Raw genomic sequence first — 26,643 nt, 5'->3', positions numbered from 1 at the left:
TTCGCCCGGTTTCATCGCGACTGGGGCGGTGGCTCAGTGCGGGTGCGCCCCCTGCCAGCGCCCGGCTGCGATCAGATCGGCGACGACCTCGCGCAGCAGGCTTTCAAGCGCGACGGCCGGGCCGCTCCGGGCGCGGGTCGTCGGGGCCACGATGCTCGCGACCCGGGTCATCGGCGGCGTGCCGAGCGACAGCGCCCGCAACCGGCCCTCGGCCAGATCGCGGGCGACCGCATGGCGGGGCAGGATCGAGGCACCAAAGCCCGCAGTCGTGAAATCGACGATGTTCTGATAGGAGGCCACTTCGAACCCCACCTCGACCGCGATCCCGAGCCGCTTCAGGCCGTCGTCGATGGTCTGGCGCAGGCCATGGGCCGGGCCCGGCAGGATGAAGGGGAGCCGCGCGGCGAGCTCGGCGAAGCTTTGCGCCGCATCGCCGGGCAGGGTCAGCGCCACCAGCTCTTCTATGAACAGCGGCGCACAGCTCAGGCCCGCAAGCTCTCGCTCGCCGTAGATGATCCCGAGGTCGATCTTGCCCGCCGCCGCCCAATCCTGCAGGAAGCCGCTCATCGCCTCGGAAATCACGATCTGCAAGGCCGGGAACCGCAGCCGTGCCGCCGTGATCAGCGGCACGGCCAGCGCCCCGTTGATCGTGCCCGTGAGGCCCAGATGCACCTTGCCCGAGACGCTGCGCGACAGGCTGCGCACATCGGCCAGTGCCTGATCGACGCTGGCCAATATCGTCTGCGCCCTGTCATAGAGGATCATGCCCGCTTCGGTCGGCCGGATGCCGCGCGGCAGGCGCTCGAACAGCGCCACCTCGAGATTCTCTTCCATCCGTGCGATATGCGCCGACAGCGAGGGCTGCGCCACGCCGAGCAGATCGGCCGCGCGGGTCATTGAGCCTGCATCGACGATCCCGATGAAATACCTCAGAAGATCGAGCATGGAATGGATTGTGATGAGTGAGCGTGAGCTGACCCGTTACCTGACAGGCGATGCCTGGATAGCCGAGAAAGTGCCCGGAGGACATGAAGAACCGGATCGGCCGCCCCTTCGCATCCGCGACAGTGTGCAACTTGGTGTTCATGGCACCTTTGGTTCGTCCGATCTGGTGCGTTCGCCCCCCTTTTTTGACCCGCAGGCTTGATGCCGTGCCGTATGCCTTGAGACAGGTCGCGTCGATCATGATCGTCTTGTGTTCGGCGCTTTCGGCAACAAGGCCCACCATGATCCGGACGAAGACCCCCTTGTCGCCCCAGCACTTCCGGCGGTTGCAGAGGGTCTTCGCCGGACCGTATTCCTTCGGCGAGCCGCAACGCTGAACCCATTGCGATTGATAGAAATTATGCCGTTGAAGGCATGGAGGTCATCAACGCTGGGCTTGCCATGGCTCTTGGGGAGGGACGGCTTCAGCCGCTCTATCTGCGCGTCGGTCAGCCGGTAAGATTGCTCATCGGTCAGATCTCCTTGCAGTGCCTGAATTACGCCAAAGAACCGAAATCAATGGGTCTGGAGCTTGGCTGTTTGCTCGCACAAACCGTTTGACTTGGGCTTTTTTACGATCCATTGATCAAATGCGCAAACACTTGGGGAGTGAGCATGTCCAGACGAGCAATATATTCCGGATCGCCCTTTGAAGAACTCGCGGGCTATTCGCGCGCGTTGGTCGACGGAGAGTGGGTGTTTGTCTCGGCGACCTCGGGGTTTGACGCCGAGATAAAGGGTTTCGCCAGCACGGCAGTCGCGCAGGCGCGCAAGGCGCTTGAGGTGATCGGGGCGGCTCTGGAACAGGCAGGCGCAAGCTTTGCCGATGTTGTGCGCGTTCGGTGTTATCTTTCGGATGCCGCTGACACCGTCGAGATCTGCAAGCTGCTTGGCGAGATCTTCGACGACCCGCGCCCCGCCAACACAACAATAACCTGCGGCTTCCCCGACTCCAATATCAAGGTCGAGTTTGAGATGACCGCCCGGAGGAGCATGGCATGAAGCGCGTAGCCGCCCGGATTTCCGGAACATCGGAAAAATCATTCGGCATGTATCAAAAGGCATCGGCGGCTCGCCATGCCGGGCGTGATCTGGTGCATCTCGAGCTTGGTCGTCCTCATGCCGACACCCCGGCCCCGATCAAGGAGGCCACCATCGAGGCCTTGCGGCGTGGTGAGGTGCATTACAGTGACCTTCGCGGGCTGCCGGTGCTGCGCGACGCATTGGCGGCCAAGCTGTCGCAACGAAACGGTATTCCGGCCACCCCGGACGGCGTCCTCGTAACATGTGGGCTGACGCACGCATCTTTTGCGGCGTTCATGGCCGTGCTTGATCCGGATGACGAGGTTATCCTGCTGGAGCCGTATTATCCCCAGCATCTCGGCAAGATCGAGCTTGCCGGTGCGAAGGCGGTGTTCGCCCCCTTGGATGCGAGTGATGATTTCACTCTGCGTCCGGACTTGATCGAACCTCATCTGACTGCGCGGACGCGCATGATCGTGCTGGTCAATCCGGTCAATCCAACGGGGCGCGTCTATACCAAGGCAGAGCTGCAGGGCCTGGCCGATCTGGCGATCCGCCACGATCTTCTGGTCTTTTCTGACGAGGTTTATGAGGACATCGTTTATGACGGTGTGACCCATCACAGCATTGCCGCCCTGCCGGGTATGGCCGAGCGTACGATCAGCGCTTTCGCCTTTACCAAATCCTACGCGATGGATGGCTGGCGGCTGGGCTATCTGCATGCACCCGACTGGGTGATGGCCGGGCTGTTGAAAATCACCGCAAACGATGTCACCCACGTTAATACGTTCATCCAATACGGCGCCCTGGCTGCCATCAACGGTGATCGTGAAATACTCGACAGACTTATCGCCGATGACAAAGCCCGCCGCGATCTGGTCGTGTCGCGGCTGAACCAGATGCCAGGGGTGCGCTGTGCGCTGCCGCACGGATCAATCTATGCCTTCCCCGATATCTCTGCCTTCGGGATCGGTGCGCAGGAGATGGCAGACCGTATTCTGGAAGAGGCAGGCGTGGTCGTCGAGGCCGGCACATTCTATGGCGCATCGGGCGAGGGCCACTTGCGCGTCTGCTTTGGCTCCGAGGGGATCGAAAGGATTTCCGAAGGTATGGATCGGTTGCAGTCCTTTTTCAACGCCCTGTGGCAAGAGGGTAAATCATGAACGCGGAACTGATCCTGCAGGCCCGAGGACTGCGCAAGAGCTTTGGTGCTTTACAGGCCGTCGATGGCGTGAACCTCGATCTGCGCAAGGGCGATATCACGGGTCTCATCGGGCCGAACGGGGCGGGCAAAAGCACACTGTTCGGCCTTATCGCAGGCGAAACACGGCCCAGCAGCGGGCAGGTTCTGTTTCAGGGCCATGACATCACAGGGATGAAGCCCGAGCAGGTCTTTCGTCACGGACTTGCCAGAACCTTTCAGATACCGCGACCATTCCGCAAGATGACAGTACTGGAAAATGTCATGTGCGCTGCCCCCAACCAGAGCGGGGAACGCTTCTGGAGCAATTGGATTCAGCCGGGTGTCGTGGCGCAGCAGGAGCGCGAGAACCGTGCCCGTGCCGAGGATGTGCTTGCATTCTGCAATCTGACGCACATGACGCAGGAAATGGCAGGATCGCTGTCGGGCGGCCAGCAAAAGCTTTTGGAACTGGCGCGGGTCATGATGGCGGAACCGCGTCTGATCCTGCTCGACGAACCCACGGCCGGCGTGAACCCCTCGCTGATCGAGCATCTTATCGACCGCGTCGTCGAACTGAATGCGCGGGGGGTCAGCTTTCTGATCGTCGAGCATAATATGGATCTGGTGATGCGGATCTGTGCACGCATCGTCGTCATGGCGCAGGGGCGCCGCATTGCCGAGGGCACGCCCGCCGAAGTGACCGTCGACCGGAAGGTGATCGACGCTTATCTTGGCGAGGTACCGGCATGACGCTGCCATTGCTTAAGGTCCAGAATCTCGAGGCCTTCTACATCCCGGGAATGCCGATTGTTTTTGACGCCTCGGTGAAGGTGGATGCAGGCGAGTTCGTGACCCTGCTCGGTCCGAACGGGGCAGGGAAATCCACCTTTCTGAAAGCACTGGCGGGGCTTGTCCCGGTTGGAGAGGGGGGGATCTGTTTCGATGGCCAGGATCTGACGGGCGTACCGACGCATCGGATCGTCGCGGCGGGTATCGGTTTCGTGCCGCAGACCGAAAACGTTTTTGCACAGCTCAGCATCGAACATAACCTTAAGGCCGGGGCGCATACCCTGCCGCGCGCGGTGATGAACGAGCGGCTGGACGAAGCCTATGAGCGCTTTCCGGCGCTGGCTGAACGGCGCAACCAGGCGGCCAACGCCCTGTCGGGGGGGCAGCGTCAGATGCTTGCGATTGCGCGGGCCCTGATGACGCGGCCCCGTCTGATCCTGCTGGACGAACCGACAGCCGGGCTTGCCCCGCTTGTCGTCACAGAGGTTCTGGAAAGCCTGAAGACGTTGGCAGGCTCGGGCATCGCGGTCCTTATGGTCGAGCAGAACGTGAAAGCTGCGCTCGCGGTCTGTGATCGCGCCTGCATTTTGGTCGAGGGCCGCAACCATTCTGAAGGAACGCCGGAAGCGCTGATGGCCGACGACGGAATAGCAAGAGCATTTCTTGGCATAGGGAAAACGACATGATCGGACAGGCGCTGGTCGATGGACTACTGACAGGGGGCATCCTTTCCCTGGGGGCTATCGGATATTCTCTTTGCTCGCAGATCTTGCGATTTTCCAATTTCGCACATTCAGAACTTCTGACATGGGGCGCCTATATCGCCCTGATGGTGGTGGGCAGCCTGCCTTTGGGCACGCCGCTGGCGCCATTCTCGTTCGGATGGCCGTTCCTCGTGGCCGTTCTGGTTGCGTGCATTTGCACCGGCTTCCTGGCGATCGGGGTGGATGCGCTTGTCTTCCGGCGGTTGCGAGCGAACGGAGCCGCGCGCCTGACGCTGGTTTTCGCAAGCTTCGGCGTGGCCCTGACGCTTCGCCACGCAGTCTTGTTCTTCTGGGGCGGCAACGCGCAGTATTACAGCCGCAACCTGACGATGGCGGTCGAAATCCTGCCAGGCGTCCGGATGCTGCCGGATCAGATTTTCGTGCTGGGTCTGACCGTAGTGTTGGTGGTGGTCCTGCATCTCTTCCTCAGCCGCAGCCGCAGTGGCATCGCCATGCGCGCCATGGCGGATAACCCGGCCCTTTCGCGGGCTTCGGGCATTGATGTTGCGGCGGTCATTCGCTGGACGTGGATGTTGTCGGGTGCCCTGGCCGCATTGGCGGGGATATTCGCCGGCCTGACCGTTCAGCTTCGGCCCGAACTTGGCTTCAACATGCTACTTGCAATTTTTGCCGCGGCAATTCTGGGGGGCAGCGGAAATCTCTTCGGTGCAGTCCTTGGTGGCCTCATCGTAGGATTGGCGGAAAGCCTGTCCACGCTTATGTTGCCGACCGGCTACAAAGGTGCGGTGCCGTTTGTTCTGCTGCTGCTGGTATTGTCCCTACGTCCGCAGGGGCTTTTTTCAAAATCTTCCCGGCTGTGAGGGCACCATGATCGGACTTATCTCCTATTTTGCCTTCTTTCTGACGGTGGCACTGATCTTCGGTATCGTTACGCTCGGGCTTGATCTGCAATGGGGCAAGACTGGCATTTTCAATGCAGGTGTGGTCGGCTTTTACGCCATCGGTGCCTATGGATTTGCCATTCTGACGGCACCGGCCAGCCCCGCATTTCTGGGAAATTTCGGCCTGCCCTGGGCGGTCGGGATTTTCGGCGCGATGCTGATATCAGCGTTCGCGGCTTTGTTGGTCGGGTTGGCGACCATAAGGCTGCGAGACGACTATCTATCGGTCGCGTCATTCGGGATCGCAATAACCATTCAGCTGATCGTAACCAACTGGCAGCCAATGACCGGCGGCACCATGGGCATCGGGCAATTGCCCAACCCCACCCGGGGTCTGTTCGAAGTCCGGTTGTGGAACGGTATTGCATATCTGGGACTGGTCGCGACGGTGCTTGCCCTGGTCTGCTACGCTTTGGCACGCATGACCCGTTCGCCCTGGGGTCGGGTGCTGCGCGCGATGCGCGAGGATGAGCCGGCGGCTCGCACACTTGGCAAAAACACCGTGGCGTTCCGCCTGCAATGCTTTGTCATCGGTTCGACGCTGATGGGGTTGGGTGGGGCGCTTTATGCCAGCTTCACCGGCTTTGTCAGCCCGGCGGACTTCCTGCCCATTGTGACTTTCCTGGTCTGGACCATGCTGATCGTGGGCGGCAGCGGCAATGCTCTTGGCGCTTTGTTGGGTGCCATTCTGGTCTGGGGTATCTGGAGCATGTTGGGCGCCGCCATCGCACGCTTTATGCCCGTCGGCCTTCAGGCGCAGGCCGGAGCAGTGCAGGCGATGTTTATCGGGATCGTGCTTGTGCTCGTGCTGTTGTTTCGGCCGCGCGGCCTTGTCGGTGAAGCGCCGACGACCTCGCGGACCAGCCGTTAAGTAAACGTATCAGCGAGAGATCACGACTGGATCTCTCGCTTGCACAATTCGCGCAGCAATGTCTGGGTCGTTTCGATATCACCCCTAAGCGCTTCCGCAGCCGAATGCCCGTCATGCGCGTCCATGGCATCAACCAGATCGGCATGATGGCGCGATGGCTCATATTCACCGCTTTCGATTGCCGGTCCGATGTGGGAAGACAGCATCCGCATGTAGGGACCAAAGCGCAACCACAGCGACTGGATGAACTGCACGACCACTGCTGATCCGCAAGCGTTGTAGATCGCGAAATGCAACTCTTGATTAAGTTGAAGCATTCCTTGCAGATCGCGGTTCGCTGCAGCAGCGGCGTGCCCCTCGACCAGAGCACGAAACTTCGCCCGATCAGCTGGCGAACAGCGATCAGTGGACAGTTTGACGGCCAGCGTCTCCAGCGCGGTGCGGGTCAGACACAGATCGTCAAGCCCCTCGAGCGACACGACCGGCACCTGAGCTGATCCGTTGTTGACAACCACAAGGGCGTTCTCTGCGGTCAGACGACGCAGAGCCTCACGCACCGGCATGTGGCTGGTTCGAAAGCGGTCGGCCAGCGACCCGATAGTCAAAACCTGACCGGGATCGAAATGGCCCGACATCAGCGCGGCTCGCAACTGATGATAGACACGATCCTGCACGGTAGACCGCGATGATACCGGCTCCAAAAAGTCGACGTTCATCCAAGCTGTCCTTGATCAAATGACATCTTTCCACATATGCGCTCGGCGCTACGAGCGCAAGTCTCTTAGGCCGTGGTCTCTTTGTCTGATGGGGCGCCGTGGTGTAGGCGTTGCGATGACTATCTGTGAGCAGGCCAATGGTGAAATCTTATCCAAGCTCACTCAACTCCCGAACGCTGATCAAGGGCCTGTGCACATCAGGTGGCGCGGGAAATCTGCTATCGGTCAAGACCATCGGTCACGACCGGCAGCATTCCCGAAGATCATGCGCCTTGCGGAATTGCGTCGTCCGTCCAGTTTATCGATTGACCTTCCCCAAGGCTGTGAGCCTTGCGCAATACCAATTTGGCGGCAGCCAGATCCTGGGTCGCGGTTCCCAATGACTTGAATATGGTCAGGGCATCACTGCCGCTGCGCCCGGGATGGAAGCCCGCAAGCACTTCGCCCAGCTCTGCAAGAATGTGATTGGCAGTGATGCGTCTTTCGGCAAGCGGCAAAAGGTATTCGCCGCATTCGGTATGGGCTTGCAGGCGGGAATCCGTGAACAACTCCGCGTCGGCGATCAGGTCGCTGCCCAATTCACGCGCATCCGGTCTGCTCGCCCCGATCGCGTTGATATGCGCACCCGGCATGACCCACCTGGGATCAATCAGCGGCTTGTCCGCAGCAGTGGCGGTGCAGATCACGTCGGCATCCCTCAGGGCAGCCGCGATATCCTGACAGGCCTTGGCTCCCATCTCTTCGGCCAATGAAGCCGCACCAGAACGCGACCACAGCGTAAATTCTGCATGTGGCAGCACAAGGCGCAACGCTTCAAGATGCGCGCGCGCCTGAGTGCCTGCGCCAAGAAACGCGACGCGGGAAACATCAGGCCGCGCAAGCGCCAGAGTCGCGATGGCCGAGGTCGCCGCCGTGCGCAGCGCCGTGATCGCGCTGGCATCGATGACAGCCAGCGGAAGTCCGGTGCAGCCTTCGAACAATAGCATCACGCCCTGATGCGTATCCAGTCCGCGGGCGCGATTGGACCTTGCGACAGTGACCGCTTTGAGCGCCCATGTCGGATCGCCCGCAACTTGCGCGATCGGCATCAGCCCCATCAGAGCCTGCCCTTCGCCACCCGAAAGCTGGTGGCGCGAAAACTGTTTATGTGCGCCTTTGGCCTCCTCGATCAACTCTGCACGGACGGCCGAAATGCACTCGGCCATTCCCACGCAGCGCTTCACATCTGCTGCTGTCAGAACCAGCATCCTAAAGCCCTTTCCGCCAGTCGCTCCAGCGGACCTGCGCCACCGTGGCCGAGGTCGCCAGGCTGGTGGCGAGCCGGGGAAGCGGCAGTTTCGATTGCGCCAGCGGCACTGGCAACTCGTCGACCGGCACACCCGAGGCGAGATCGGCCATAACCTCGCCCAGCATGGCGGTCAGCGCGATACCGCGTCCGTTGCAGCCGATCCCGCCCCAGAATCCGGGGCCGAGATTATAAAGATGCGGCAGGAAATCCAGCGTTATCGCTGCTGTGCCCTGCCAGATACTCGCTATTTCAGGCGTATGCGACAGTCCGAACTCGGATGCCAGCCTGGTGGCGATGCGCCCGGCAAGGCGGTGTTGAGCCCGGAACGGCAATACGGCCATGCCCCCGCTGATCAGCCGGTTGTCATGGGTCAGTCTGGCGGTGAACAGGTTCGCCCGGGTATCGGCGAAGGGGATGCGTGCCGGCGACAGGCGTGCCGCCTCGTCGGCGGAAAGCGGCGCGGTCGCGATCTGATAAACCCGCAGGGGCACGGTGAATTTCCCCAGTTCCCGCGCGACGCCCGTGCGATAGGCATTCGTGCAAAGCAGGACCAGCCGTGCTTTCACCTGAAAACCGGGACCAGACAGCACCCAGCCCGCGCCCTCGCGGTGGCGTGCCGTCACCGGGGCATTGCCATGCAGCGTCACACCGGCCCGAATTGCGGCTATGGACAGACCGCGCGCATAGGACAGCGGGTTCAGCATCCCGCCCGAGGGATCGAACAACGCGCCGTGACAATGACGCGCCGCAGTACGCGCGCGGGCCTCTTCCGCCGACAGCAGTTTCAGCGGACGGCCCAGTTCGTTCCAGTCAGCGACGCGCTGGGCCAGCATCGGCAGGGTGTCGGGACTATGGGCGACATGCATCCAGCCAGTCTGTTCTGCGGCGCAATCGATCCCCTGATTTCGAATGGTCTCGAAAACCCGCTCGGCCCCGGCGCCGATCATGCGCAAAAGCCGGTCGGCCTTTTGCCTGCCCAGCCGGGCTCGCACGGCGGCCGGGTCGGCCTTGGCGAAATTCGGCACGACAAAGCCCGCATTGACACCCGATGCGCCCATGCCGGGTTCACCGGCTTCCAGCACCGTGACGCTGTGCCCGCGTTGTGCAAGATGCAGCGCTGCGGTCAGCCCGGTAAACCCCCCGCCGATGATGGCTATATCGGTATCGCTTCGGGTGGGGACGGGCGGCAACGACAAGGTCGCAGGCGAGGCCCAGATGCTCTTGTCGATATCGGAACGGGATCTGCTCATCTGGATTGCCTTTGCGGCAGTTGAAAGGCCTCAATATCGGGCAGCGGCCCTTCCCATGCACGGATTTCGACGAGGCAGCTTTGCGCGGCGCAACCCTGCGACAGGGACGAAGCGGCAATGTCCCGGGTCAGCACGTTGGGATTGCCATGGCGATCAAGCGCGGTATCGGGGCATGGATCATACCACGCGCCGGTATTCAGGCGTGCAACGCGGGGCATGATCTGTGAATTCGCGCAGACGGCGGCCAGGCAACGGCCCCGGCCGTTAAAAATTTCGACAATCTGCCCATCGTGCAGGCCGCGTTGTTCAACCTCGGAAGGGTGCATATGCACCTGCTCGCGCCCCTCGACCTTGCCGCTCATGCTATGAGGTGAGGCATCAAGCTGACTGTGCAGTTTTCGGGCCGGTTGGTCCGTCAGCAGGTGCAGCGGATATTGCGCGGCACCCGCAGAGCCCAGCCATTCGCGCTTCTCCAGCCAGACCGGATGCGGCGGGCAATCAGCCAGTGCCATCTCGGCGATGCGGTCTGACCATATTTCGATCCGCCCCGATGGGGTATTCAAGGGACGCTGGGCGGGTTGCGCGACGAAATCGTGCAACATGGTGGCGGGTCGATCATGCGCGGTCATGTCGACCAGACCAGATTGCCAGAATTCGTCGAACTCCGGCAGTTCTATGCCAAGGCCCTTATTTATCTGGCGGGCCTCGGCATAAAGCCGTTGCAGCCAGCCCATGGTGTCCAGCCCTTCTGTATAGTCGGCCTCGCAACCGAGCCGACGAGCAAGACCGGCAAAGATATCGTAATCGTCGCGCGCCGACCCAGCCGGGCTTTCCACCGCACGCATCGCCACGATGAAAGCCTCCAGCGTCGAACTGCCGATGTCGTTGCGTTCCAGAGTGGTCGTGGCAGGAAAGACGATATCAGCGCGCCGCGCCGCAGGCGACCACCACGGGTCGTTCACGATGATTGTTTCAGGGCGTGCCCAGGCTCGGCGTAAACGGTTCAGGTCCTGATGGTGGTGGAACGGGTTGCCCCCCGCCCAGTAAACCAGCCGGATGTCCGGATACTGATAGGTTTCCCCATTATAGGTAAAACTTGCGCCCGGACCCAGCAGCATATCCGCCAGTCGCGCGACGGGGATGAAGTCGGTCACGCCGTTGCGACCCTGCGGCAGAGTTGGTCCTTTGGATCGTATATGCGGGCTGCCAAGCAGGTTCGCGGCGCCATAACCGACGCCGAATCCACCTCCCGGCTGGCCGATCTGGCCCATCATCGCGGCCAGGACGACCACCATCCAGAACGGCTGTTCGCCGTGCTCTGCGCGCTGCATCGCCCATGAGACGTTCAGCATGCTGCGCGTCGCGGCCATGTCCCGCGCCAGTCGGGCGATTGTGGCGGCCGGCACGCCGCTGATTTGCTCGGCCCAGGCTGGCGTCTTGGGCTGGCCGTCGCTTTCTCCGGTCAGGTAGGGCGCGAACCGGTCGAACCCGGTGCAGCACCGTTCCAGAAACGCCCGATCATGCAGGTTCTCGCTTAAAAGAACCTGCGCCATCGCCAGCATGACGGCGGTATCGGTGTTCGGGCGACAGGGTATCCATTCGACCTGCCCCGAGATCGCTCCGACATTGTCACCAACCGGCCCGATATTGACGATGCGCACCCCCGCATCGACCAGAGTGCGCAGCGCAGCTGGCGTGTGGTGTATGCCGACCCCGCCCGCATTCATCTGGGAGTTCTTCACCGGAATGCCGCCGAAGCTGACGAAAAGGCGGGTATGCGCGGCCAGTGTGTCCCATGACGAATGCTCTGCCATGAGCTGGTCCATAGGGGCCACCACATGGGGCAAAATCACATTCGCGGCGCCAAGGGAATAGCTGTCCACATGCCGCACATAACCCCCCGCAGCATTCAGGAAACGATGCACCTGACTTTGGGCATGATGAAAACGTCCGGCACTCGACCAGCCATAAGACCCGCCGAAGATTGACCGATTGCCGAACTGCTCACGGACCCGCGCAATTTCAGACGCTGCCAGATCCAGCGCTTCGTCCCATTCGAGTTCAACAAACGGGTCCAGCCCGCGGCGTTCCGGCGCGCGTCCGGCGTTGTCGAGCCAGCTGCGACGAACAGCCGGGCGGGTGATCCGGAGTGCGGCCATTTGCGGAGAAAGCTGGCCTTGTCCGATCGGACTCGGGTCCGGATCACGAGAAAATGGGGCGAGATCGGGGACACCGGCGGCATCCCTTTCGACCTCGTACAGCCCCCAGTGCGACAGCGTGTAGCGTTTGCTCATCCCTATCTGCGACCTTTACCCGTCAACTTTACGGAACAGGTCGTCCATCTCCCGAAGGTCGATTTCCCGGTCAATTGTCAGGGTGCCGTCTTCGGCGACGCTCCAGACCAGAGCGGGGCCTTTGACGTCGCCATACTGGTCGAAGTTCACGGCACCCGTCGCGCCGACATAGGAAATGCCCTGGCCTGCCTTGATCACCTCGATGGCTTTGGCGAAATCATCGGCACCGGTTCCGATGGGCGTGCCGTCTTCGGTCTGGATCTGCCACATCGCATCACGGATCGAAGGCCCGCTGAGGTCGGGCGCGATATTCATTGCCAGTCCGAGCGCCATGATCGCGTCATAGATATTGTAAATGCCAGGGCCTTCGGGTGCGATGCCCGGATTTGCCGCGCTGAATGCCTCGCGGAAGCTATCAAGCTCGGGCCCTTTTGCCGCGGCATTGTCGGTCCCCCACGATTCGGTGAGATACTGTGCGCCCACGGCCTCGACAAAATCGGGGCTGCGCAACGCGTTGTTCAGGATCATCGACCTGGCGCCGCCCAGTGACAACCATTCGCGCGCGATGCTCGCACCGTCAACCGGGAATGCGACCAACAGCAACGCATCTGCATCCGCAGCCAAAGCCGTGCTGACCTCGGCCCGATAGGAAGCCTGGTTTTCGTTGAAGGCCACGGCTTTGACGACTTCGCCGCCATGAGCTTCGAACGCCTTCTTGAAGTTTTCCGACAGGGCACTGCCGTAATCGTTGTTCACATAGATGATCGCAACACGTTTGAGACCCTTTTCCGCGGCGATCATCGCCGGTGGATAGGCAAGGTTCTGGTTCGTCGGGAAGGTGCGGAAGAAGAAACCGCCGGTTTTGCCTTGTTTGCCCAACTCGGTCAGGATGTTTGCCGAGGAGCAGCACGAAATCTGTGGAATCTGCGCGTCGGCGGTCACCGAGGTCAGAACCGGCACGGTCACGCCTGACGAAATCGCGGCGGTGATTGCCTTGACGCCCTCGACCTCGATCAGAAACTTTGCAGCGTCCACGCCGACATTGGGCTGCCCCTGATCATCACGCAGGACCATCTCGACCGGGCATCCCTTGACCCCACCGCCTTTGTTGATGGTCGCGATGGCGAGTTGGGCGCTTTTTGCGATGTTCTGCCCGACCGACCCGATGGGGCCGGTCAAAGACAGGACGCCGCCGATCTTGACAGGGCAGGCGACCTCTTGTGCCGAGGCTGGAAGCACGAAAGCTGAGCTGGCGAGAACGCTCGCTAGCAGAAGCGGAATCCGACTTTTCATGAAAGCTCCTGTTGGGTTGCGGTTGGGTGCTGGTTCACCTCTTGTCCGTGAATCATTTGATCATAGGATCAAATCATGCGTCAATATACAAAGAGTTTTCCAACGCAAATTGCAGGCATTGCTGTCATGACAGGAGTATACCGCCTCCCCGGTTGGGAAAATTTTTTCATATAGTCATGCATTTACAGCAAAAACCATTGATCGGCCTGGGGCTGCCTAGCCTGTTTGATTCAGTCTTCCAGACCGGCGGGAGCTATGATGAGCAAGCTTTCCTGGATGACCTGAGGGGAATCGGCAGGCATCATTGCACCCGAGAGTTGCGGACCAGACACCGACAAGGGAGCCAAGTTCAGGATGTTTCTGCTGCACCTTGAGGATTTGCCCGGCAGTTTGACGTGATAGCGTTTTGGCCACCGGGCACCGGCGCAGCAGAACCGAAGTCTGACGTTTATCTTTCTGCAACTGTTCAGGCAGATCGAGCACTCTTGGGCGGGAGGCAATCAGGGGGGCTGACGCTGATTTCCCGGATCACGTCGCCACCAGGACGGCCACGGAACCCATCCACCGCAACGGTTTTCACCATCAACCCCGATCTCTCGAGCAGCGCTCGTGATATCGCACCCCCTCTTGCAGTCAGCTCTTTGCAGCAGGCATGCGCTTAAAGAGCAGGCTCACAAGGATCATCACGACAGCGCTTGAGCCTATTCCGGATACGATCGGTACAGTGCTGGATGGCCCGTAAATCGCCAGGCTGGCCGTGACAGCAACCGCGCTGATGATCATTGAGGCGATCGCCCCTTGCCAGATTGCCCTTGGCCAGAACAGTGCAGCCACAATCGGGACGAACAGGCAACCCGAGAGGTAGGAGTATGCCGTATCCAGGGCGACGAACACATCACCGACATAGATCGACAGCAGGATAACCACGACGCCCGTCACCGCTGTGAGAATGCGAGAGACGTTGAATTCGTCCGCTTCGCTCAGTTTCAGCAACGGTTTGAGGATGTCATTCGTCACCAGCGTGGCGGAGGCCAGGACAGTTGCACTGACGGTCGACATCAGGGCTGACATCAGGGCGGCAAGCACGATGCCGCTCAGTCCCGCAGGCAGGACTTTGATGACCAGGGCCGGCAGGGCGGATTGCGGAGATTCAAGGCCGGGCAGAAGGATATAGGCCAGCAGGCCGCAGATCCCCATCGCAGCACCCCAGCCAACGGAATAAAGGCCCGCAAAGATCGATCCGACCTTGGCGACGCGCTGGTTCCGGGCCGTCAGAATGCGCTGCCAGATATCCTGACCAATCATGATCCCCAGGAACAGGGACAGGAACAATCCCATCAGGCGCTGACCGCTGATATTGGTCAGTGTCAGAAAATCGGGAGGGACCGCTTCGGTCACGGCCTGAACCCCGCCGACAGCGTCGATCCCGAAGATCAACAGAAGGACAACGCCGATGGACATCAGCACGAATTGCAGGAAATCCGTGATCGTGATGGCGATCATCCCGCCGATCATGGTGTAGATCACCGTCACCATGCCGCCCGCCAGAATGCCGGCATTCAGACTCCAGCCCAAGAGTTCTTTCAGGATCGTTCCCAGGGCAATGATCTGCACCACCGCGATCAGCACGGTATAGATCGTCGAGACCATCGCACTGACATAGCCGCTGCCATGGCCATATCGGCGCTCCAGCAATTCGCTCAGTGTGAAGACATCCAGTTTGGCGATTCTGCCCGCGAAGAACAGCCCGACAAAAACCACGCCGAGGCCGAACATGAAGGTGATCCATGCGCCCGAAAGGCCAAACTGATAGCTCTGAGAGGCCGAACCAAAGGTCGAGCCGCCGCCGAGAATAACGGCCGACAGGCAGGGAAAAAACACCCAGAATGGCAGGTTGCGATCCGCCAGCAGATAATCCGATGTGCTTTTGAGCCGGCGCATCGCCACGACCCCACACATGATCATCATCGCGAAATAGGCGATGACGATGACAACATCGAGCATCATTTCATTCTCCTCCCATATGGAGGGGCCATGTATCGGGCGACCCTGGCGGATCGGCCGGATGAACCCCGTTTCTTGTGTGATTTATTGCCGGGCCGCCCGCCTCCCCGCGGAACCGGCCCGGCCGGCTTCGACCCCTCAGCCGGTGGCGAGCGCCCGGCGCTCTGCCAGAAGGCAGATCAGTTCAAACAGCATCGTCGCGCCCGCCAACGCGGTTGCTCCGCCCGGATCGAAGGGGGGCGAGACCTCGACAACATCCGCGCCAACGAAGTTCACGCCACGCAGGCGGCGCAGCATCCTTTGGGCCTGTAATGTTGTGAAGCCGCCGACCTCTGGGGTTCCGGTGCCCGGGGCATGGGCCGGGTCCAGGCAGTCGATGTCGAATGTCACATAGGCAGGCCCGGCGCCGACAAGGCGGAGGGCTTCGGCCAGAACGGCGTCGCAGCCCTGTTCTTCCACGGCCTCGATCGGGAACTGATGAACGCCCTGTTCAACGGCCCAGTCGTTGTCCTCGGCGCTGTACAGACCGCCGCGCAGGCCGATTTGCACCAGTCGGTTCGGATCGAGGATTCCTTCTTCGATCGCGCGGCGGAATGGCGTGCCATGAGCGTATTTGCTGCCGCCAAAATAAACATCCCACAGGTCCGAATGCGCGTCGAACTGGATCATGCCCAGGGGGCCATGACGTTCTGCCAGGGCACGCAGAATCGGCAGCGTCACCAGATGATCACCGCCGACGGACAAAGGGGTGATGCCGCGTCCGACAAGCTGCTGATAATGGGCTTTCAGACCGTCCAGAGTGCCCACAATTTCCAGCGGGTTGACCGGCGCATCTCCCAGATCAGCGCAGTTTGCAATCTCGTAGGGACTGATGTTCAGCACCGGATGATAGCGCCGCATCAGGGCCGACATCTCGCGCACCTGACGCGGGCCGTGGCGGGCGCCAGCCCGATTTGTGGTGCCGCCGTCCCACGGAACCCCAATGATCCCGATGTCGAGGTCGGTGGCTTGCTCCAGTGATACCTGGGGCAGCCGCATGAAGGTGGCAATGCCCGCATAGCGCGGCACCACATCCGACGATAGCGGCTGATAGATTTCTGATTTGGGTTTGGTCATAGGCTTTCCTCGCTTTCCGCGAGAAACCTTGTCAGAGGCATAAGGCTGAAATATATGCAAGTTTATGTATCTATACTTGCGATTCAGGTAAGTAATGTTCAGCTTGGCCATCAGCGATATCCGCCTTCTGAAAGTCTTCCATTGCGTCGCAGCCGAGAAGGGGTTTGCGCCCGCGGCAGCCAGGCTTGGCCTCAGCGAAGCAGCAGTCAGCCGGGCGATGTCAGATCTTGAGGCCCGCATAGGGCTTCGGCTCTGCACACGCGGCCGCGGCGGTTTCATGCTGGAGCCGGATGGCGAGTTCGTGCTTCAGGCTGCCCAACGGCTCATGAACGCCATGGATGATGTTTCAGACCAGTTGAGGGGCTACAGGCTGGGCATGAAGGGCGAGCTGCGTCTTGCCATCACCGAAAGCACACTTTCCGATCACAAGAACCGCGTTTCGGAACATATCGCGCGCTTCAAAGCCCGCGCGCCAGATGTGCGGATCGAGTTGATCGTCCTGCCTCCCTCGGGTGTGCGTGCATCAATTCGCGACGGCAGGGCACATGTCGGTTTTTTACCTGCGCACTCCCGTGCTGACGATCTGGATTATCACGAGCTGCACAGAGAACGGATGTCGCTTTATTGCAGTCAGGGCCATCCGCTATTCGGGCGCATCTGTAACATGGAAGATATCTGTGCCGCCGAGATTGCATCGCCAGACTATCTGTTGAGCGACAGGCTCGGCGTGCATGGTGACAAGTTACGGATCGTCAGTCGGACAAACTCGATTGAAGGTATCGGCATCCTTGTCATGACGGGGAGCTATCTGGGGTTTCTGCCAGATCACCTCGCACTGCATTGGGTTCAGCAAGGCCAGCTACAAGAATTGATGCCCGAGGTGTTCAGCTACCATATTCGCTTTTGTGCAATTGCTCGTTCTGATCGCAAGGACAGCAGATTGATCCGGTCCTTTCTGCGCGAACTTTCCGGGTCCGGGCCTGAACTTCCCGATGGGTGATACGGCCGCATTGGCCGACGAGATATCCCTGTCTTCCCGGGCACTGGCATCCAGAAGAACTTCGCCGAAAAGGCCAGGAGGCTGGGCGCTCTGGTCGTGAAGCTCAACGAGGAGACGTGGGCTTCTTTTTCCCATCGCGGGGAGATGGTTTCTTCGCTCTGGCATCATAACCAGAACATGACGGTATGCGCACGCAGCTTCCCGTGCCGCAGAGGTGCCAGCCGAGCCGGACAGGGGCAGATATCATCCGGCTTTGCGCCATCGAACGTGATATCCGACAGCCGAAGACCGGCGTCGATCTTCATATCATTCCGCGCATGTCAGCCGGAAAGCTGAGCCGCAAGGCGGTCCGGTACGCTCATGTCGAAAGCAGAGGCGCTGCCCGTGACCCGCCGTTGCGACCTGACAGACCCGGCCGATGTTCCCGTCAGGGTGCGCTCCGCCTTGTCGGGCCAACGGGGCGGCGCATGGACACATGGCAGCTACGGGGCCAGTCTTTTCTGGGGCAGAAGCAATTCACCAGCAGGAGTGGGTTCGCCGAATACCAGTCCTCGCCCCCAAACCGCAGGCCGCGCGACGAGATTGCGGCCTGTTTTCGGGGATGGCCCCTTGATCTGCCGCCGGTGTCAGCCGATCAGAATCGCCCTGAAATCGTTGACATTTGTCAGTGTCGGCCCGGTCACCACCTGCCCGCCGATGCTTGCAAAGAAGTTGTGGGCATCATTGGCGGCCAACGCATCGGCAGGGGCGACCCCGGCCGCCTTTGCTCTGGCCAGCGTATCAGGGCCGATCACCGCGCCCGCGACTTCGGCGGCGCCGTCAATGCCGTCGGTATCGCAGGCAATGGCATGGATACCTGCCGCGCCCTGCAAGGCAATGGCGAGGGCAAGGCAATATTCCGCATTTGGCCCGCCGACGCCCTTGCCGCGACGGGTGACTGTCAACTCGCCGCCGGAGATCAGCAAAAGCGGCGCATCGCCTGGCTTGCGCGCGGCCTGCAGGCGCAGGGCCTCGGCTGCATGGGTGTTTGCGACCTCGCGGGCCTCGCCCTCCAGATCATTGCCAAGGCTGATGACCTTCAGCCCCGCCGCTTCGGCCAGCGCGCTGGCAGCCGCCAGTGATTGCGAAGGCGCGGCGTAAATCAGGTTCTGAACCTTTGAAAGGCGCGGATCTTCGGGGGCCAGCACGCCGCTTTGCGACAGCGCCGCTTGTGCAGATGCGGGCAGCGGGATCTGCCATTCCGCCGCGATCTGCGCAGCATCCGCCGCCGTTGCCGCCTCGCCCACCGTGGGGCCAGAGCCGATCAGCCCCGGTGCATCGCCGGGCACATCGGAAATCAGCAAGGTGAGCATCCGGGCAGGATAGGCGGCGGCGGCAAGCTGCCCGCCCTTCACCCGGCTGAGATGCTTGCGCAGGATGTTCATTTGCCCGATGGGCGCACCCGAGGACAGCAGTGCCTGATTGACCGCCTGCTTTTCCTCAAGGGTCATTCCGCCCGCAGGCGCACAGAGCAGGGCCGAAGCCCCGCCCGAGATCAGCGCGAGCACGAAGTCATCTGCATTCAGCCCCGCGACCAGATCAAGCATCCGCGCGGTGGCGGCCACCCCGGCGGCATCGGGCACCGGATGCGCGGCTTCCACGATCTCGATGCCGCGACAGGGGCGGGCATAGCCGTAGCGGGTAATGACAAGCCCTTCGCAGGGACCCCAGGCCGCCTCTGCCGCCTCGGCCATGCGGGCGCTGGCCTTGCCCGCTCCGATCACCACGACTCGCCCCGCAGGCTTTGGTGGCAGATGTGCGGCAAGCGAACGGATCGGGTCTGCAACCTCCACCGCGCGGTCAAAAAGCTGGCGCAGCAGCAGGTGCTCGGGGCAATCGGCGGTCATTTCGAGCTCTCTCCGGGGGGTGGTGGAAAGGTGGCGCGGCAGGCTCACCGTCTGGCGCCGGGCAAATCGGGCTTGCGCGGGGCAGGACAGAGCCGATTCCTAGTGCATCATACGCCACCGGTCCAGTGCGCTGCGGCACAGGCCGGTAACCGATGCGGGTTTTCCTCTCCGGGCAAAGTGCGTGCCATGCGCGGCCCCGAAGATCCTGATTGTCGTCCTGATCGGTTTCGCCCTGATCCCGATCCTTCTGCCACCCGCATTTCTTCTCCATGCTGCATCTTGCCGCGCGAGGCTCTGATCGCCGAGGCTGGCGGCAGACATCATGACGCTGTGATCGCGGCGGTGACTTGCCTGTCGGTCAAGGCGCCGGGTGATCTGGTCAGCGCCGGACAGTTCGATAGCACACGCGGCGTCGGGGCTCTTGTCGAACCCCGGCGCCGTCTTTATTTGCCGTAAAGCTGATCCGGCAGCCACAGCGCCAGTTGCGGGAAGATCACCAGCAGGATCACAGCCAGACCGAAGAGCAGGAAGAACGGCACCGAAGCCCGCGCGACCCTTCCCAGCGGCCAGTTGGTCAGCCCTTGAAGAACGAAAAGGTTGATCCCTACCGGCGGTGTCAGCAGGCCGATCTCGACCATCAGCACCAGGAAAACGCCGAACCAGACCGGGTCGTATCCGGCTGCCGTCACCAGCGGCAAGGTCATCGGCAGCGTCATCACGATGATCGCCACCCCGTCAACGAAGACCCCCAGAAGCAGGTAGAACAGCGCCAGCAGCGCGATCAGCGCGAGCGGATCAAGGTTCATCGCACCGATTGCCGCACCCAGTTCCTGCGGCAGGTGCAGATAACCGAGCGTGGTCGACAACAGCGAGGCCGAGACCAGGATGATGCAGACCATCGTGCTGGTGCGCACGGTGCCCATCAGGCTGGCCCGGATCAGTCCCCAGTTCAGTTCGCCAAGCAGAATCAGCAGACCGAAGGCTGCGAAGACCCCTACTGCCGCCGCCTCGGACGGTGTCGCGATACCCGAATAAATCGCGCCCAGCACAATCCCCATCAGGGCCACCACGGGCAGCAGATCCAAGGCCCCCCGCAGATAGTCGCGCAGTCCAAAATCCTGATGGCCGGCCGGGGCAATGCCGGGGCGGATCAATGCCATCAGCATGATGAAGCCGGAATAAAGCCCCGACACCATCAGCCCCGGCAAAACCCCTGCCGCAAAGAGCCGGCTGACCGAGACTTCGGCGAGGATGCCGTAAATGATCATCGCGATGGACGGGGGCAGCAAGAGCCCCAGGCTGCCCGCCCCGGCAAGCGAGCCCACCGCGATGTTCTGGTTGTAGCCGCGATTGAGCAGTTCGGAGGACGTGATCTTGCCGACCGTCGCCGTGGTCGCGGCAGAGGAGCCGCTGACAGCGGCAAAAAGCGTGCAGCCCAGGACGTTGGTGTGCAGCAGGCGCCCCGGAATCCGATCCACGAAGGGGGTGAGCCCCCGGAACAGCCGGGCCGAAACCGACGACCGGAAGATCAGTTCGGCGACCCAGATGAACAGCGGAACAGCAGCCATTTCCCAGGTGGAGGCGCTGCGGTAGGTGATCGTGCCGGCAATTGTGAAAACGCGGTCAAGCGGCATCCCGACCAGGAAATGCAGCCCGGCGACCGAGACGAGAAGCAAGCCGACAAAAATCCAGACCCCGCTGCCGAGGGTCACGACAAGCATCGCGATCAGCGCCAGGCCGGAAACGAGCGGGTCCATGTATTCCCTTTCTGCCTGTGCCTACAGGTCGTTCTGGAGCGGGCCTTCGTCTCCCGGTGCCACCGGCCCCGGCAGGTCGAAGATCTGGCGCAGCGTCCAGGCGAAAACCTGGAGGCCGAAGATCATGAGCCCCGCGGCGCAGACCGCCTCGGGAATCCAGAGCGGGATTTCGGCAATCGAGCTTGATGTGCGGCCGCGCTCGAAGCTGCGCAGTGCCGATCGTGCGATCACCCAGGCGATCTGCGATGTTACCGCCAGTGTGGTGATCCCGCAGAAGGTTTCGACCATGCGGCGCGCCCGGCCCCGCAGTCGGTCGACCAGCAGGCCGACCCGCACCAGCGCCGAATGCTCGAAAGCGTAGCCCAGCGACAGGAATGTCGCCCCGGCAATGCCGTAGCCGACCATCTCGTCCAGGATGAAGGTTGATCGGTCCAGCAGGCGCAGCACGATCTCCAGAAGGATATGCAGTGTCATCCCCACCACCAGCAGAGCGGCCAGAACCGCAGCGGCTTGTGACAGGGCAAAGACCCCGCGCTGAAAAAGCATCGCCGGCCGGAGCCAGCCGGCGATGTCTCGGGTGTCAGCGGCGCTCGTCATTGCGCGCGTTTCGCGTCGAAGGCGCTCAGGATGGCGTCGGCATCGGCGCCCATCTTGCCCTTCCATTCCTCAAGCGCGGGTTTCGCGGCCTCGGTCAGCGCGGCGATATAGGCCGGATCAACGCCGGTCACTACGGTCATGCCATGGCCCTGCATTTCGGCATAATTCTGCGCGACACGGTCCTCAAGCAGGTTCCAGCCAAAATCCTCGGCGGCTTTCGCGGCCTCGGCCACCCAGGCTTTCTGCTCGTCGCTCAGCGCCTCATAGGCGTCGCGGTTCATATGCACGAATTGTAGTGGCATCGCATAGTTCACCTCGGTGAAATGCGATTGCTGTTCCCAAAGCTGCGAGGCCGAACCGCCATCGGCGGAGGTCAGCACGGCATCAATCGCGCCCGTCGAAAGCTGCGGCACGGTGTCTGCCCAGCTCAGCTGAACCGGGGTGGCGGGGGTGTTGCCAAAGGTGATTGTGCCATTGGCGTCATAGGTGCGCAGCTTGACGCCCGACAATGCCTCAAGTGAGTCGAGCGGCTTCTTGCCCCAAAGCCCGCTCGGCGGCCAGGGAGTCGCAAACAGCAGCACCTGATTGTCGTCGGCCAGTACCGCCTCGTAGTAGGGCCTGGCGATCTCGTAAAGCATGCGCTCTTCGGCGGGGGTGGCGACAAGGAAGGGGATCGAGGACAGGATGAACACCGGGTTAATCCCTGACCACGGCGTTGCAAACGACGAGGCGATGTCCAGCGCGCCGTCACCGACCGCGTCGTACTGGTCAAGCGACTTGTAACCAAGCGCGGCACCGTGATGGGCCGTCACCACGATGTCACCGCCGGAGACTTCCTTGAGCGTCGCGATGAACGTGTCGGCCGAACGCGCATGGACCGAGTTCGGCGGATATTCATTCGCCAGATCCCAGGTGACGGTTTGCGCCCAGACGGGCAGCGCAGAGGTGAGAAAGGCCCCGAGCAGAAGCGATTTCGTCAGCGTTTTCATGATGTCTTTTCCCTGTTGCTGTTCTTTGTCTTTGCGTGGAAGCGGGGCAGCACGGGCCGCCCCGCCGGTATCATCCGCGGCGTTGCGCGGGATAGTTTCTGTCAAGGAAGGCCGCAGTGTACTTGCCCGAAAGGGCATCTTCGGCCACGGCCCCGGCGCTGCGTTCGGCAGGGGTGCCGTAACCGCCCGAACCGGGGGTTTCCACGATCACTGCCTGATCGCGGCGCAGCGGCACGGCGGATGGTTTGGCAACCAGCACGGTCTCACCCTCGGGTCCGGTCAGCACGAAGCGTCCGGGGCGGCCTTCCGTCCCGCCGAAGATTCCCCATGGCGCATGGGCGAACCGTTCGCCCGCGCCATTGAAGGTGCAATCGTGTTCCACCGGCGCGATCACCCGGCGCAGGCCCGCGCCGCCGCGATAACGCCCGGCACCGCCTGAATCCTCGACGAAGCCATAGCTGACGACCCGCAGCGGATATTCGGTCTCGATGGCTTCAATGGGCAGGTTCGACGTATTGGTGATATGCACCTGAACGCCATCTTTGCCGTCCCGGTCGCTGCGCCCGCCTGCACCGCCGCCCAGGGTCTCAAGATAGAGGTACGGCCTGCCATTGCGCGGGTCGATCCCCGAGAAAACTGCGGTGGTATTGGCCCCGTTGGAGGCCCCGACTGCCGCATCGGGAAGGGCGGGCGCCAGCGCGCCGATGATCACATCCACCAGTCGCTGCGAGGTATTGAGCCGTTGCGCCACCGGCGCGGGGGCGATGCAATCGACGATGCTGCCAGGCTCGGTCAGCAGTTCGCAGCAATCCAGGATACCCTCGTTGTTGGCAATCTCGGGGTCGAGCAGCGTTCGCAGCGCATAGGCGACCGCCGCCTTGGCAGCATTGCGCGTCAGGTTGATATTGCCCTTGACCTGTGGTGCCGAGCCACGCAGGTCGAACACCGCCCGGTCCCCGGTGACCGTGATTTCCAGTCGGATCGGAATGTCGCTGGTGCCGCAGCCATCATCGTCCATCACATCTTCGAAGCGATAGACCCCGTCGGGCAGGCCTGCGATGGCTGCGCGCATCCGTGCATGCGTCCGCGTCAGAAGCGAGTCCCACACCTGTTCGATCAGCGCGGCGCCATACCGCTCGGCGATCTCGCCCACCCGGCGCAGGCCCAGACGGCAGGCCGCGATCTGCGCGAAATGATCCCCCCGGCGTTCCTGTGGAATCCGCGCATTCAGCAGCAGGAGGTCCAGAATATCCTGTTGCAGTTCTCCGGCGCGGAACAGCCGCACGACAGGAATCCGCAGCCCCTCCTGATAGATTTCGGACATGCCGCCCGCCATTGATCCCGGCACCATGCCACCGATGTCAGCATGGTGGGCGATGTTGCATACAAAGCCCAGAAGCCGCCCGTCGACAAAGATCGGCGCCGCATAGTTGATGTCAGGCAGGTGGGTGCCACCCGCGACATGCGGGTCGTTTGCCACGAAGATATCGCCTTCGCGGATGTCCTCCGGGGCGTAGCGCGTGAGCACTGCCTGCATCAGCCCGGTCATCGAGGCCAGATGGATCGGCAGCGACATTTCCGCCTGTACGATCAGCCGTCCGGCGCGGTCACAGATCGCGGTGGAATGATCGTGACGTTCCTTGATGTTGGTGGAATAGGCGCTTTTCATCAGCGCGATGAAGGTCTCGTCCACGACTGAACGGAAGGCCGAGGCGACGATTTCGACAGTGATCGCATCGGGGCCATCGCTTGCAGTTGCGGTGGCGGCGGTCAGGGTATCATGGAGGGTCAAAGCTCGGTCTCCCCGCGGGTGATCAGGATGTTACGGGCGCCGTCGACGCGGACGAGGTCGCCGGGGAACAGCAGCAGGGTCGAGTCGAACTGGTCGATCACTGCGGGGCCGGTCAGTTCGGTGCCGGCTGCCAGATCATCCCGGTCGTAAACCGGCGTGTCGAGCGCCTGCGACCCGCTGAACCAGACCGGGCGTCGGCTTTTCGGCTGCGGCACACGCGAGGCGGTGGCGCGGCCTGGCGGGCTGCCGATTTCAGGGCGTGCGCCCTGAGGCGTCAGGCGCAGAGCCATCACCTCGACCGGGTCGTCTGCATTGAAGAATCCGTAGGCCCTGGCATGGGCCTCGAAAAACGACTGCCTGAGCGTTTCGAGATCAGTCAGCGCGCCGGTTACCGGGATTTGCAGCTCATAATTCTGACTGATGTAACGCATGTCTGCGACCAGAGTGGCGCTCCGCTCGTTCGCAGGTATCGCTTCGGCCTCGAACCACTGATCGGCCTCGCGCCGCATCTCTTCCGCCAGAGCCTCCAGCGTTGGCCCTGCGGCGGGTGTCAGCGCGATGCGCTGCGAGCGCACCAGGCTTTCCGACCGGCCCGCGACCAGCAGCCCCTGCGCACAAAGGATGCCGGGTGACAGTGGCACGAGGATCTGCGCGATCCCCAGCGCCCGCGCGCAGGCCTCGGCATGCAGCGGCCCCGCGCCGCCAAAGGGCATCAGCACGAAATCGCGCGGATCGTGCCCCCGTTCGACCGAGATTGCACGGATTGCGCGCACCATATTCGCGGCCATCACGTCAAGGATGCCGCGCGCGGCGGTCTCGACCGTGCAGCCCAGCTGCCCGGCGACGCGGCCAACCACCCGGAACGATGCCTCGACATCCAGTGACATGTCGCCACCCAGCAGGCCGCTGGTAGAAAGCCGGCCCAGCACCACATTGGCATCTGTAACCGTCGCCTGATCGCCGCCCCGGCCATAGCAGGCAGGCCCCGGACGGGCGCCTGCGCTGGCGGGGCCGACCTTCATCAGCCCGTCACGGTCGAACCATGCCAGCGAGCCTCCACCCGCGCCGACCGTGTTGATGTCGACCATCGGCATGCGCACCGGAAAATCCGCCACATCGCGGTCGAAGGCGAGACCGATCGAACGGTTCCGGATCAATGCCACATCCGCGCTGGTGCCGCCGACATCAAAGGTGATGACATTGGCAACGCCCGATTGCATCGCGGTATGGATCGCGCCGTTGGCGCCCGCTGCCGGGCCCGACATGGCCGTGCGGATCGGGAATTCTCGCGCCGTCCCGACCGACATCAGCCCGCCGCTCGACTGGTTGACGCCAAGGCTCGATTTCGGCGAGCGCGTCGCCACCTCGGCCTGGAGGGTATGCATGTACTGCGCGAAGGCCGGTTGCAGATAGGCATTGAGCAAGGTGGTCGAAGAGCGTTCATATTCCCGGAATTCGGGCATCACATCCGACGAGGCCGACACCGCCACTCCGGGCAGCGCGGCGACCAGCCGTGCCTTGACCGCCTGTTCATGCGCCGGGTTGAGATAGGCAAAAAGGAAGGCAATTGCGACCGCCTCGACCTGTTCAGCGCGCAGGGACTCAATGACCGCATCGACGCTGGCCATGTCGAGAGGCTCGACCACGGCACCATCGGCCCCGATCCGCTCATCAACTTCAAACCGCAGATGTCGCGGGGCCAGCGGCGGCGGGAAATCTGCCTTCAGGTCATACATCTTCGGGCGGATCTGGCGGCCGATTTCGACGAGGTCGCGGAAATTGCGCGTTGTTACCATCGCCACCTTGGCACCAGTGCGCTGGATCAGCGCATTCGTGGCAACGGTGGTGCCGTGCCCGATGGCGCGTACATCGCCCAGATCAAAGCCTGCCTTCTCGGCCAGCGCGTCGAGCCCGGCGATGATTGCCTCGGCGGGGTTCGCGGGCGTGCTGGAGACCTTGTTCAGGGCGATACGCCCGCTGGCGCTTTCGATGGCGCAAAGATCGGTGAACGTGCCCCCGACATCGACGCCTATCGTCCAGGTTTCGGCCATGTCATGAATCCTCTCTGTATTCCATAAAAATACACAATGTATAATATGCGTCTGTCAACAGTTTCTTGTCAGGATCATTCCGAGTTGGAAAACA

The 26,643-nt window shown here is 62.0% G+C and carries 22 protein-coding genes and 1 pseudogene; 8 read left to right on the top strand and 15 right to left on the bottom strand.

The window, feature by feature from the left end:
• Positions 1-33: 33 nt before the first annotated feature.
• Complete coding sequence (locus tag C8N34_RS10200; RefSeq protein ID WP_108128791.1) at positions 34-945, bottom strand: LysR family transcriptional regulator; 912 nt, start codon at positions 943-945, stop codon at positions 34-36.
• A gap of 46 nt (positions 946-991) precedes the next feature.
• A pseudogene (locus tag C8N34_RS10195) lies at positions 992-1,437 on the bottom strand (transposase); the annotation flags it as partial.
• Here C8N34_RS10195 and C8N34_RS26855 point away from each other — a divergent pair.
• Genes C8N34_RS26855 through C8N34_RS10165 form a run of 7 tightly spaced genes read left to right on the top strand, consistent with a single transcriptional unit; the run spans position 1,360 to position 6,516 of the window.
• Positions 1,360-1,545 (top strand): hypothetical protein, encoded by a 186-nt coding sequence (locus C8N34_RS26855; RefSeq protein WP_242013866.1) that lies wholly within the window; start codon positions 1,360-1,362, stop codon positions 1,543-1,545. The pseudogene C8N34_RS10195 and the gene C8N34_RS26855 sit on opposite strands and share 78 nt — an antisense overlap.
• A 54-nt stretch (positions 1,546-1,599) precedes the next feature.
• Positions 1,600-1,986, top strand: a complete 387-nt coding sequence (locus C8N34_RS10190) for a RidA family protein (RefSeq protein ID WP_108128790.1) — start codon at positions 1,600-1,602, stop codon at positions 1,984-1,986.
• Complete coding sequence (locus C8N34_RS10185; RefSeq protein WP_108128789.1) at positions 1,983-3,170, top strand: pyridoxal phosphate-dependent aminotransferase; 1,188 nt, start codon at positions 1,983-1,985, stop codon at positions 3,168-3,170. Before C8N34_RS10190 ends, C8N34_RS10185 begins: the two co-directional genes overlap by 4 nt.
• Positions 3,167-3,940, top strand: coding sequence for an ABC transporter ATP-binding protein (locus C8N34_RS10180; protein WP_108128788.1), 774 nt, complete (start codon positions 3,167-3,169; stop codon positions 3,938-3,940). The genes C8N34_RS10185 and C8N34_RS10180 overlap by 4 nt, the downstream gene beginning before the upstream one ends.
• On the top strand, positions 3,937-4,665 hold the full coding sequence (locus C8N34_RS10175) for an ABC transporter ATP-binding protein (RefSeq protein WP_108128787.1): 729 nt from the start codon (positions 3,937-3,939) through the stop codon (positions 4,663-4,665). Before C8N34_RS10180 ends, C8N34_RS10175 begins: the two co-directional genes overlap by 4 nt.
• Entirely contained in the window at positions 4,662-5,564 is a 903-nt protein-coding gene (locus C8N34_RS10170) for a branched-chain amino acid ABC transporter permease (RefSeq protein ID WP_108128786.1), read from the top strand. The genes C8N34_RS10175 and C8N34_RS10170 overlap by 4 nt, the downstream gene beginning before the upstream one ends.
• 7 nt (positions 5,565-5,571) lie before the next feature.
• A complete protein-coding gene (locus tag C8N34_RS10165) occupies positions 5,572-6,516 on the top strand; it encodes a branched-chain amino acid ABC transporter permease (protein WP_108128785.1) in 945 nt (314 codons plus the stop codon).
• Positions 6,517-6,536: 20 nt separating this feature from the next.
• On the opposite strand, the gene C8N34_RS10160 is transcribed toward C8N34_RS10165, so the two are convergent.
• From C8N34_RS10160 to speB, 7 genes are all read right to left on the bottom strand, one after another.
• Positions 6,537-7,232: a GntR family transcriptional regulator gene (locus C8N34_RS10160; protein WP_108128784.1), complete on the bottom strand. Its 696-nt coding sequence runs from the start codon at positions 7,230-7,232 to the stop codon at positions 6,537-6,539.
• Between the two features lie 263 nt (positions 7,233-7,495).
• Positions 7,496-8,479: an ornithine cyclodeaminase family protein gene (locus tag C8N34_RS10155; RefSeq protein ID WP_108128783.1), complete on the bottom strand. Its 984-nt coding sequence runs from the start codon at positions 8,477-8,479 to the stop codon at positions 7,496-7,498.
• 1 nt (position 8,480) lies between these two features.
• Positions 8,481-9,770, bottom strand: a complete 1,290-nt coding sequence (locus C8N34_RS10150) for an NAD(P)/FAD-dependent oxidoreductase (RefSeq protein WP_108128782.1) — start codon at positions 9,768-9,770, stop codon at positions 8,481-8,483.
• Positions 9,767-12,064, bottom strand: coding sequence for a molybdopterin-dependent oxidoreductase (locus tag C8N34_RS10145; RefSeq protein ID WP_108128781.1), 2,298 nt, complete (start codon positions 12,062-12,064; stop codon positions 9,767-9,769). The genes C8N34_RS10150 and C8N34_RS10145 overlap by 4 nt, the downstream gene beginning before the upstream one ends.
• Positions 12,065-12,079: 15 nt before the next feature.
• Complete coding sequence (locus C8N34_RS10140; protein ID WP_108128780.1) at positions 12,080-13,357, bottom strand: ABC transporter substrate-binding protein; 1,278 nt, start codon at positions 13,355-13,357, stop codon at positions 12,080-12,082.
• Positions 13,358-13,990: 633 nt separating this feature from the next.
• Positions 13,991-15,364 (bottom strand): sodium:solute symporter family transporter, encoded by a 1,374-nt coding sequence (locus tag C8N34_RS10135; RefSeq protein WP_108128779.1) that lies wholly within the window; start codon positions 15,362-15,364, stop codon positions 13,991-13,993.
• A 135-nt stretch (positions 15,365-15,499) separates the two neighbouring features.
• Positions 15,500-16,588 carry an agmatinase gene (gene speB / locus C8N34_RS10130; protein ID WP_338419726.1) on the bottom strand — a complete coding sequence of 363 codons (1,089 nt, stop codon included), beginning with the start codon at positions 16,586-16,588 and terminating at the stop codon, positions 15,500-15,502.
• On the opposite strand from speB, the gene C8N34_RS10125 reads away from it, so the two are divergent.
• The gene (locus C8N34_RS10125) at positions 16,581-17,477 is read left to right on the top strand and encodes a LysR family transcriptional regulator (protein WP_211317724.1); all 897 of its coding nucleotides are present in this window, start codon (positions 16,581-16,583) and stop codon (positions 17,475-17,477) included. The genes speB and C8N34_RS10125 overlap by 8 nt on opposite strands.
• Before the next feature lie 626 nt (positions 17,478-18,103).
• On the opposite strand, the gene C8N34_RS10120 is transcribed toward C8N34_RS10125, so the two are convergent.
• The 6 genes from C8N34_RS10120 to C8N34_RS10095 form a co-directional block, all read right to left on the bottom strand.
• Positions 18,104-19,363 carry a glycerate kinase type-2 family protein gene (locus C8N34_RS10120; RefSeq protein WP_108128776.1) on the bottom strand — a complete coding sequence of 420 codons (1,260 nt, stop codon included), beginning with the start codon at positions 19,361-19,363 and terminating at the stop codon, positions 18,104-18,106.
• 443 nt (positions 19,364-19,806) lie between these two features.
• A complete protein-coding gene (locus C8N34_RS10115) occupies positions 19,807-21,120 on the bottom strand; it encodes a TRAP transporter large permease (protein ID WP_108128775.1) in 1,314 nt (437 codons plus the stop codon).
• 21 nt (positions 21,121-21,141) lie between these two features.
• The gene (locus C8N34_RS10110; RefSeq protein WP_158640764.1) at positions 21,142-21,717 is read right to left on the bottom strand and encodes a TRAP transporter small permease subunit; all 576 of its coding nucleotides are present in this window, start codon (positions 21,715-21,717) and stop codon (positions 21,142-21,144) included.
• Complete coding sequence (locus C8N34_RS10105; RefSeq protein ID WP_054303309.1) at positions 21,714-22,706, bottom strand: TRAP transporter substrate-binding protein; 993 nt, start codon at positions 22,704-22,706, stop codon at positions 21,714-21,716. Before C8N34_RS10105 ends, C8N34_RS10110 begins: the two co-directional genes overlap by 4 nt.
• Before the next feature lie 70 nt (positions 22,707-22,776).
• The gene (locus C8N34_RS10100; protein ID WP_108128773.1) at positions 22,777-24,498 is read right to left on the bottom strand and encodes a hydantoinase B/oxoprolinase family protein; all 1,722 of its coding nucleotides are present in this window, start codon (positions 24,496-24,498) and stop codon (positions 22,777-22,779) included.
• On the bottom strand, positions 24,495-26,549 hold the full coding sequence (locus C8N34_RS10095) for a hydantoinase/oxoprolinase family protein (protein WP_108128772.1): 2,055 nt from the start codon (positions 26,547-26,549) through the stop codon (positions 24,495-24,497). The genes C8N34_RS10100 and C8N34_RS10095 overlap by 4 nt, the downstream gene beginning before the upstream one ends.
• Positions 26,550-26,643 lie beyond the last annotated feature (94 nt).

Source organism: Gemmobacter caeni (assembly GCF_003054195.1).
Classification (GTDB): domain Bacteria; phylum Pseudomonadota; class Alphaproteobacteria; order Rhodobacterales; family Rhodobacteraceae; genus Gemmobacter; species Gemmobacter caeni.
This window is presented reverse-complemented; position numbering and strand designations above follow the sequence as displayed.

Coding starts and splice junctions, on each gene's coding strand:
- C8N34_RS10170 (WP_108128786.1), top strand. CDS start 4,662: ATGATCGGACAGGCGCTGGTCGATGGACTACTGACAGGGGGCATCCTT.
- C8N34_RS10150 (WP_108128782.1), bottom strand. CDS start 9,770: ATGAGCAGATCCCGTTCCGATATCGACAAGAGCATCTGGGCCTCGCCT.
- C8N34_RS10160 (WP_108128784.1), bottom strand. CDS start 7,232: ATGAACGTCGACTTTTTGGAGCCGGTATCATCGCGGTCTACCGTGCAG.
- C8N34_RS10175 (WP_108128787.1), top strand. CDS start 3,937: ATGACGCTGCCATTGCTTAAGGTCCAGAATCTCGAGGCCTTCTACATC.
- C8N34_RS10180 (WP_108128788.1), top strand. CDS start 3,167: ATGAACGCGGAACTGATCCTGCAGGCCCGAGGACTGCGCAAGAGCTTT.
- C8N34_RS10120 (WP_108128776.1), bottom strand. CDS start 19,363: ATGACCGCCGATTGCCCCGAGCACCTGCTGCTGCGCCAGCTTTTTGAC.
- C8N34_RS10135 (WP_108128779.1), bottom strand. CDS start 15,364: ATGATGCTCGATGTTGTCATCGTCATCGCCTATTTCGCGATGATGATC.
- C8N34_RS26855 (WP_242013866.1), top strand. CDS start 1,360: ATGGAGGTCATCAACGCTGGGCTTGCCATGGCTCTTGGGGAGGGACGG.
- C8N34_RS10095 (WP_108128772.1), bottom strand. CDS start 26,549: ATGGCCGAAACCTGGACGATAGGCGTCGATGTCGGGGGCACGTTCACC.
- C8N34_RS10145 (WP_108128781.1), bottom strand. CDS start 12,064: ATGAGCAAACGCTACACGCTGTCGCACTGGGGGCTGTACGAGGTCGAA.
- C8N34_RS10200 (WP_108128791.1), bottom strand. CDS start 945: ATGCTCGATCTTCTGAGGTATTTCATCGGGATCGTCGATGCAGGCTCA.
- C8N34_RS10140 (WP_108128780.1), bottom strand. CDS start 13,357: ATGAAAAGTCGGATTCCGCTTCTGCTAGCGAGCGTTCTCGCCAGCTCA.
- C8N34_RS10185 (WP_108128789.1), top strand. CDS start 1,983: ATGAAGCGCGTAGCCGCCCGGATTTCCGGAACATCGGAAAAATCATTC.
- speB (WP_338419726.1), bottom strand. CDS start 16,588: ATGGCCAAGCTGAACATTACTTACCTGAATCGCAAGTATAGATACATA.
- C8N34_RS10190 (WP_108128790.1), top strand. CDS start 1,600: ATGTCCAGACGAGCAATATATTCCGGATCGCCCTTTGAAGAACTCGCG.
- C8N34_RS10115 (WP_108128775.1), bottom strand. CDS start 21,120: ATGGACCCGCTCGTTTCCGGCCTGGCGCTGATCGCGATGCTTGTCGTG.
- C8N34_RS10105 (WP_054303309.1), bottom strand. CDS start 22,706: ATGAAAACGCTGACGAAATCGCTTCTGCTCGGGGCCTTTCTCACCTCT.
- C8N34_RS10165 (WP_108128785.1), top strand. CDS start 5,572: ATGATCGGACTTATCTCCTATTTTGCCTTCTTTCTGACGGTGGCACTG.
- C8N34_RS10155 (WP_108128783.1), bottom strand. CDS start 8,479: ATGCTGGTTCTGACAGCAGCAGATGTGAAGCGCTGCGTGGGAATGGCC.
- C8N34_RS10110 (WP_158640764.1), bottom strand. CDS start 21,717: ATGACGAGCGCCGCTGACACCCGAGACATCGCCGGCTGGCTCCGGCCG.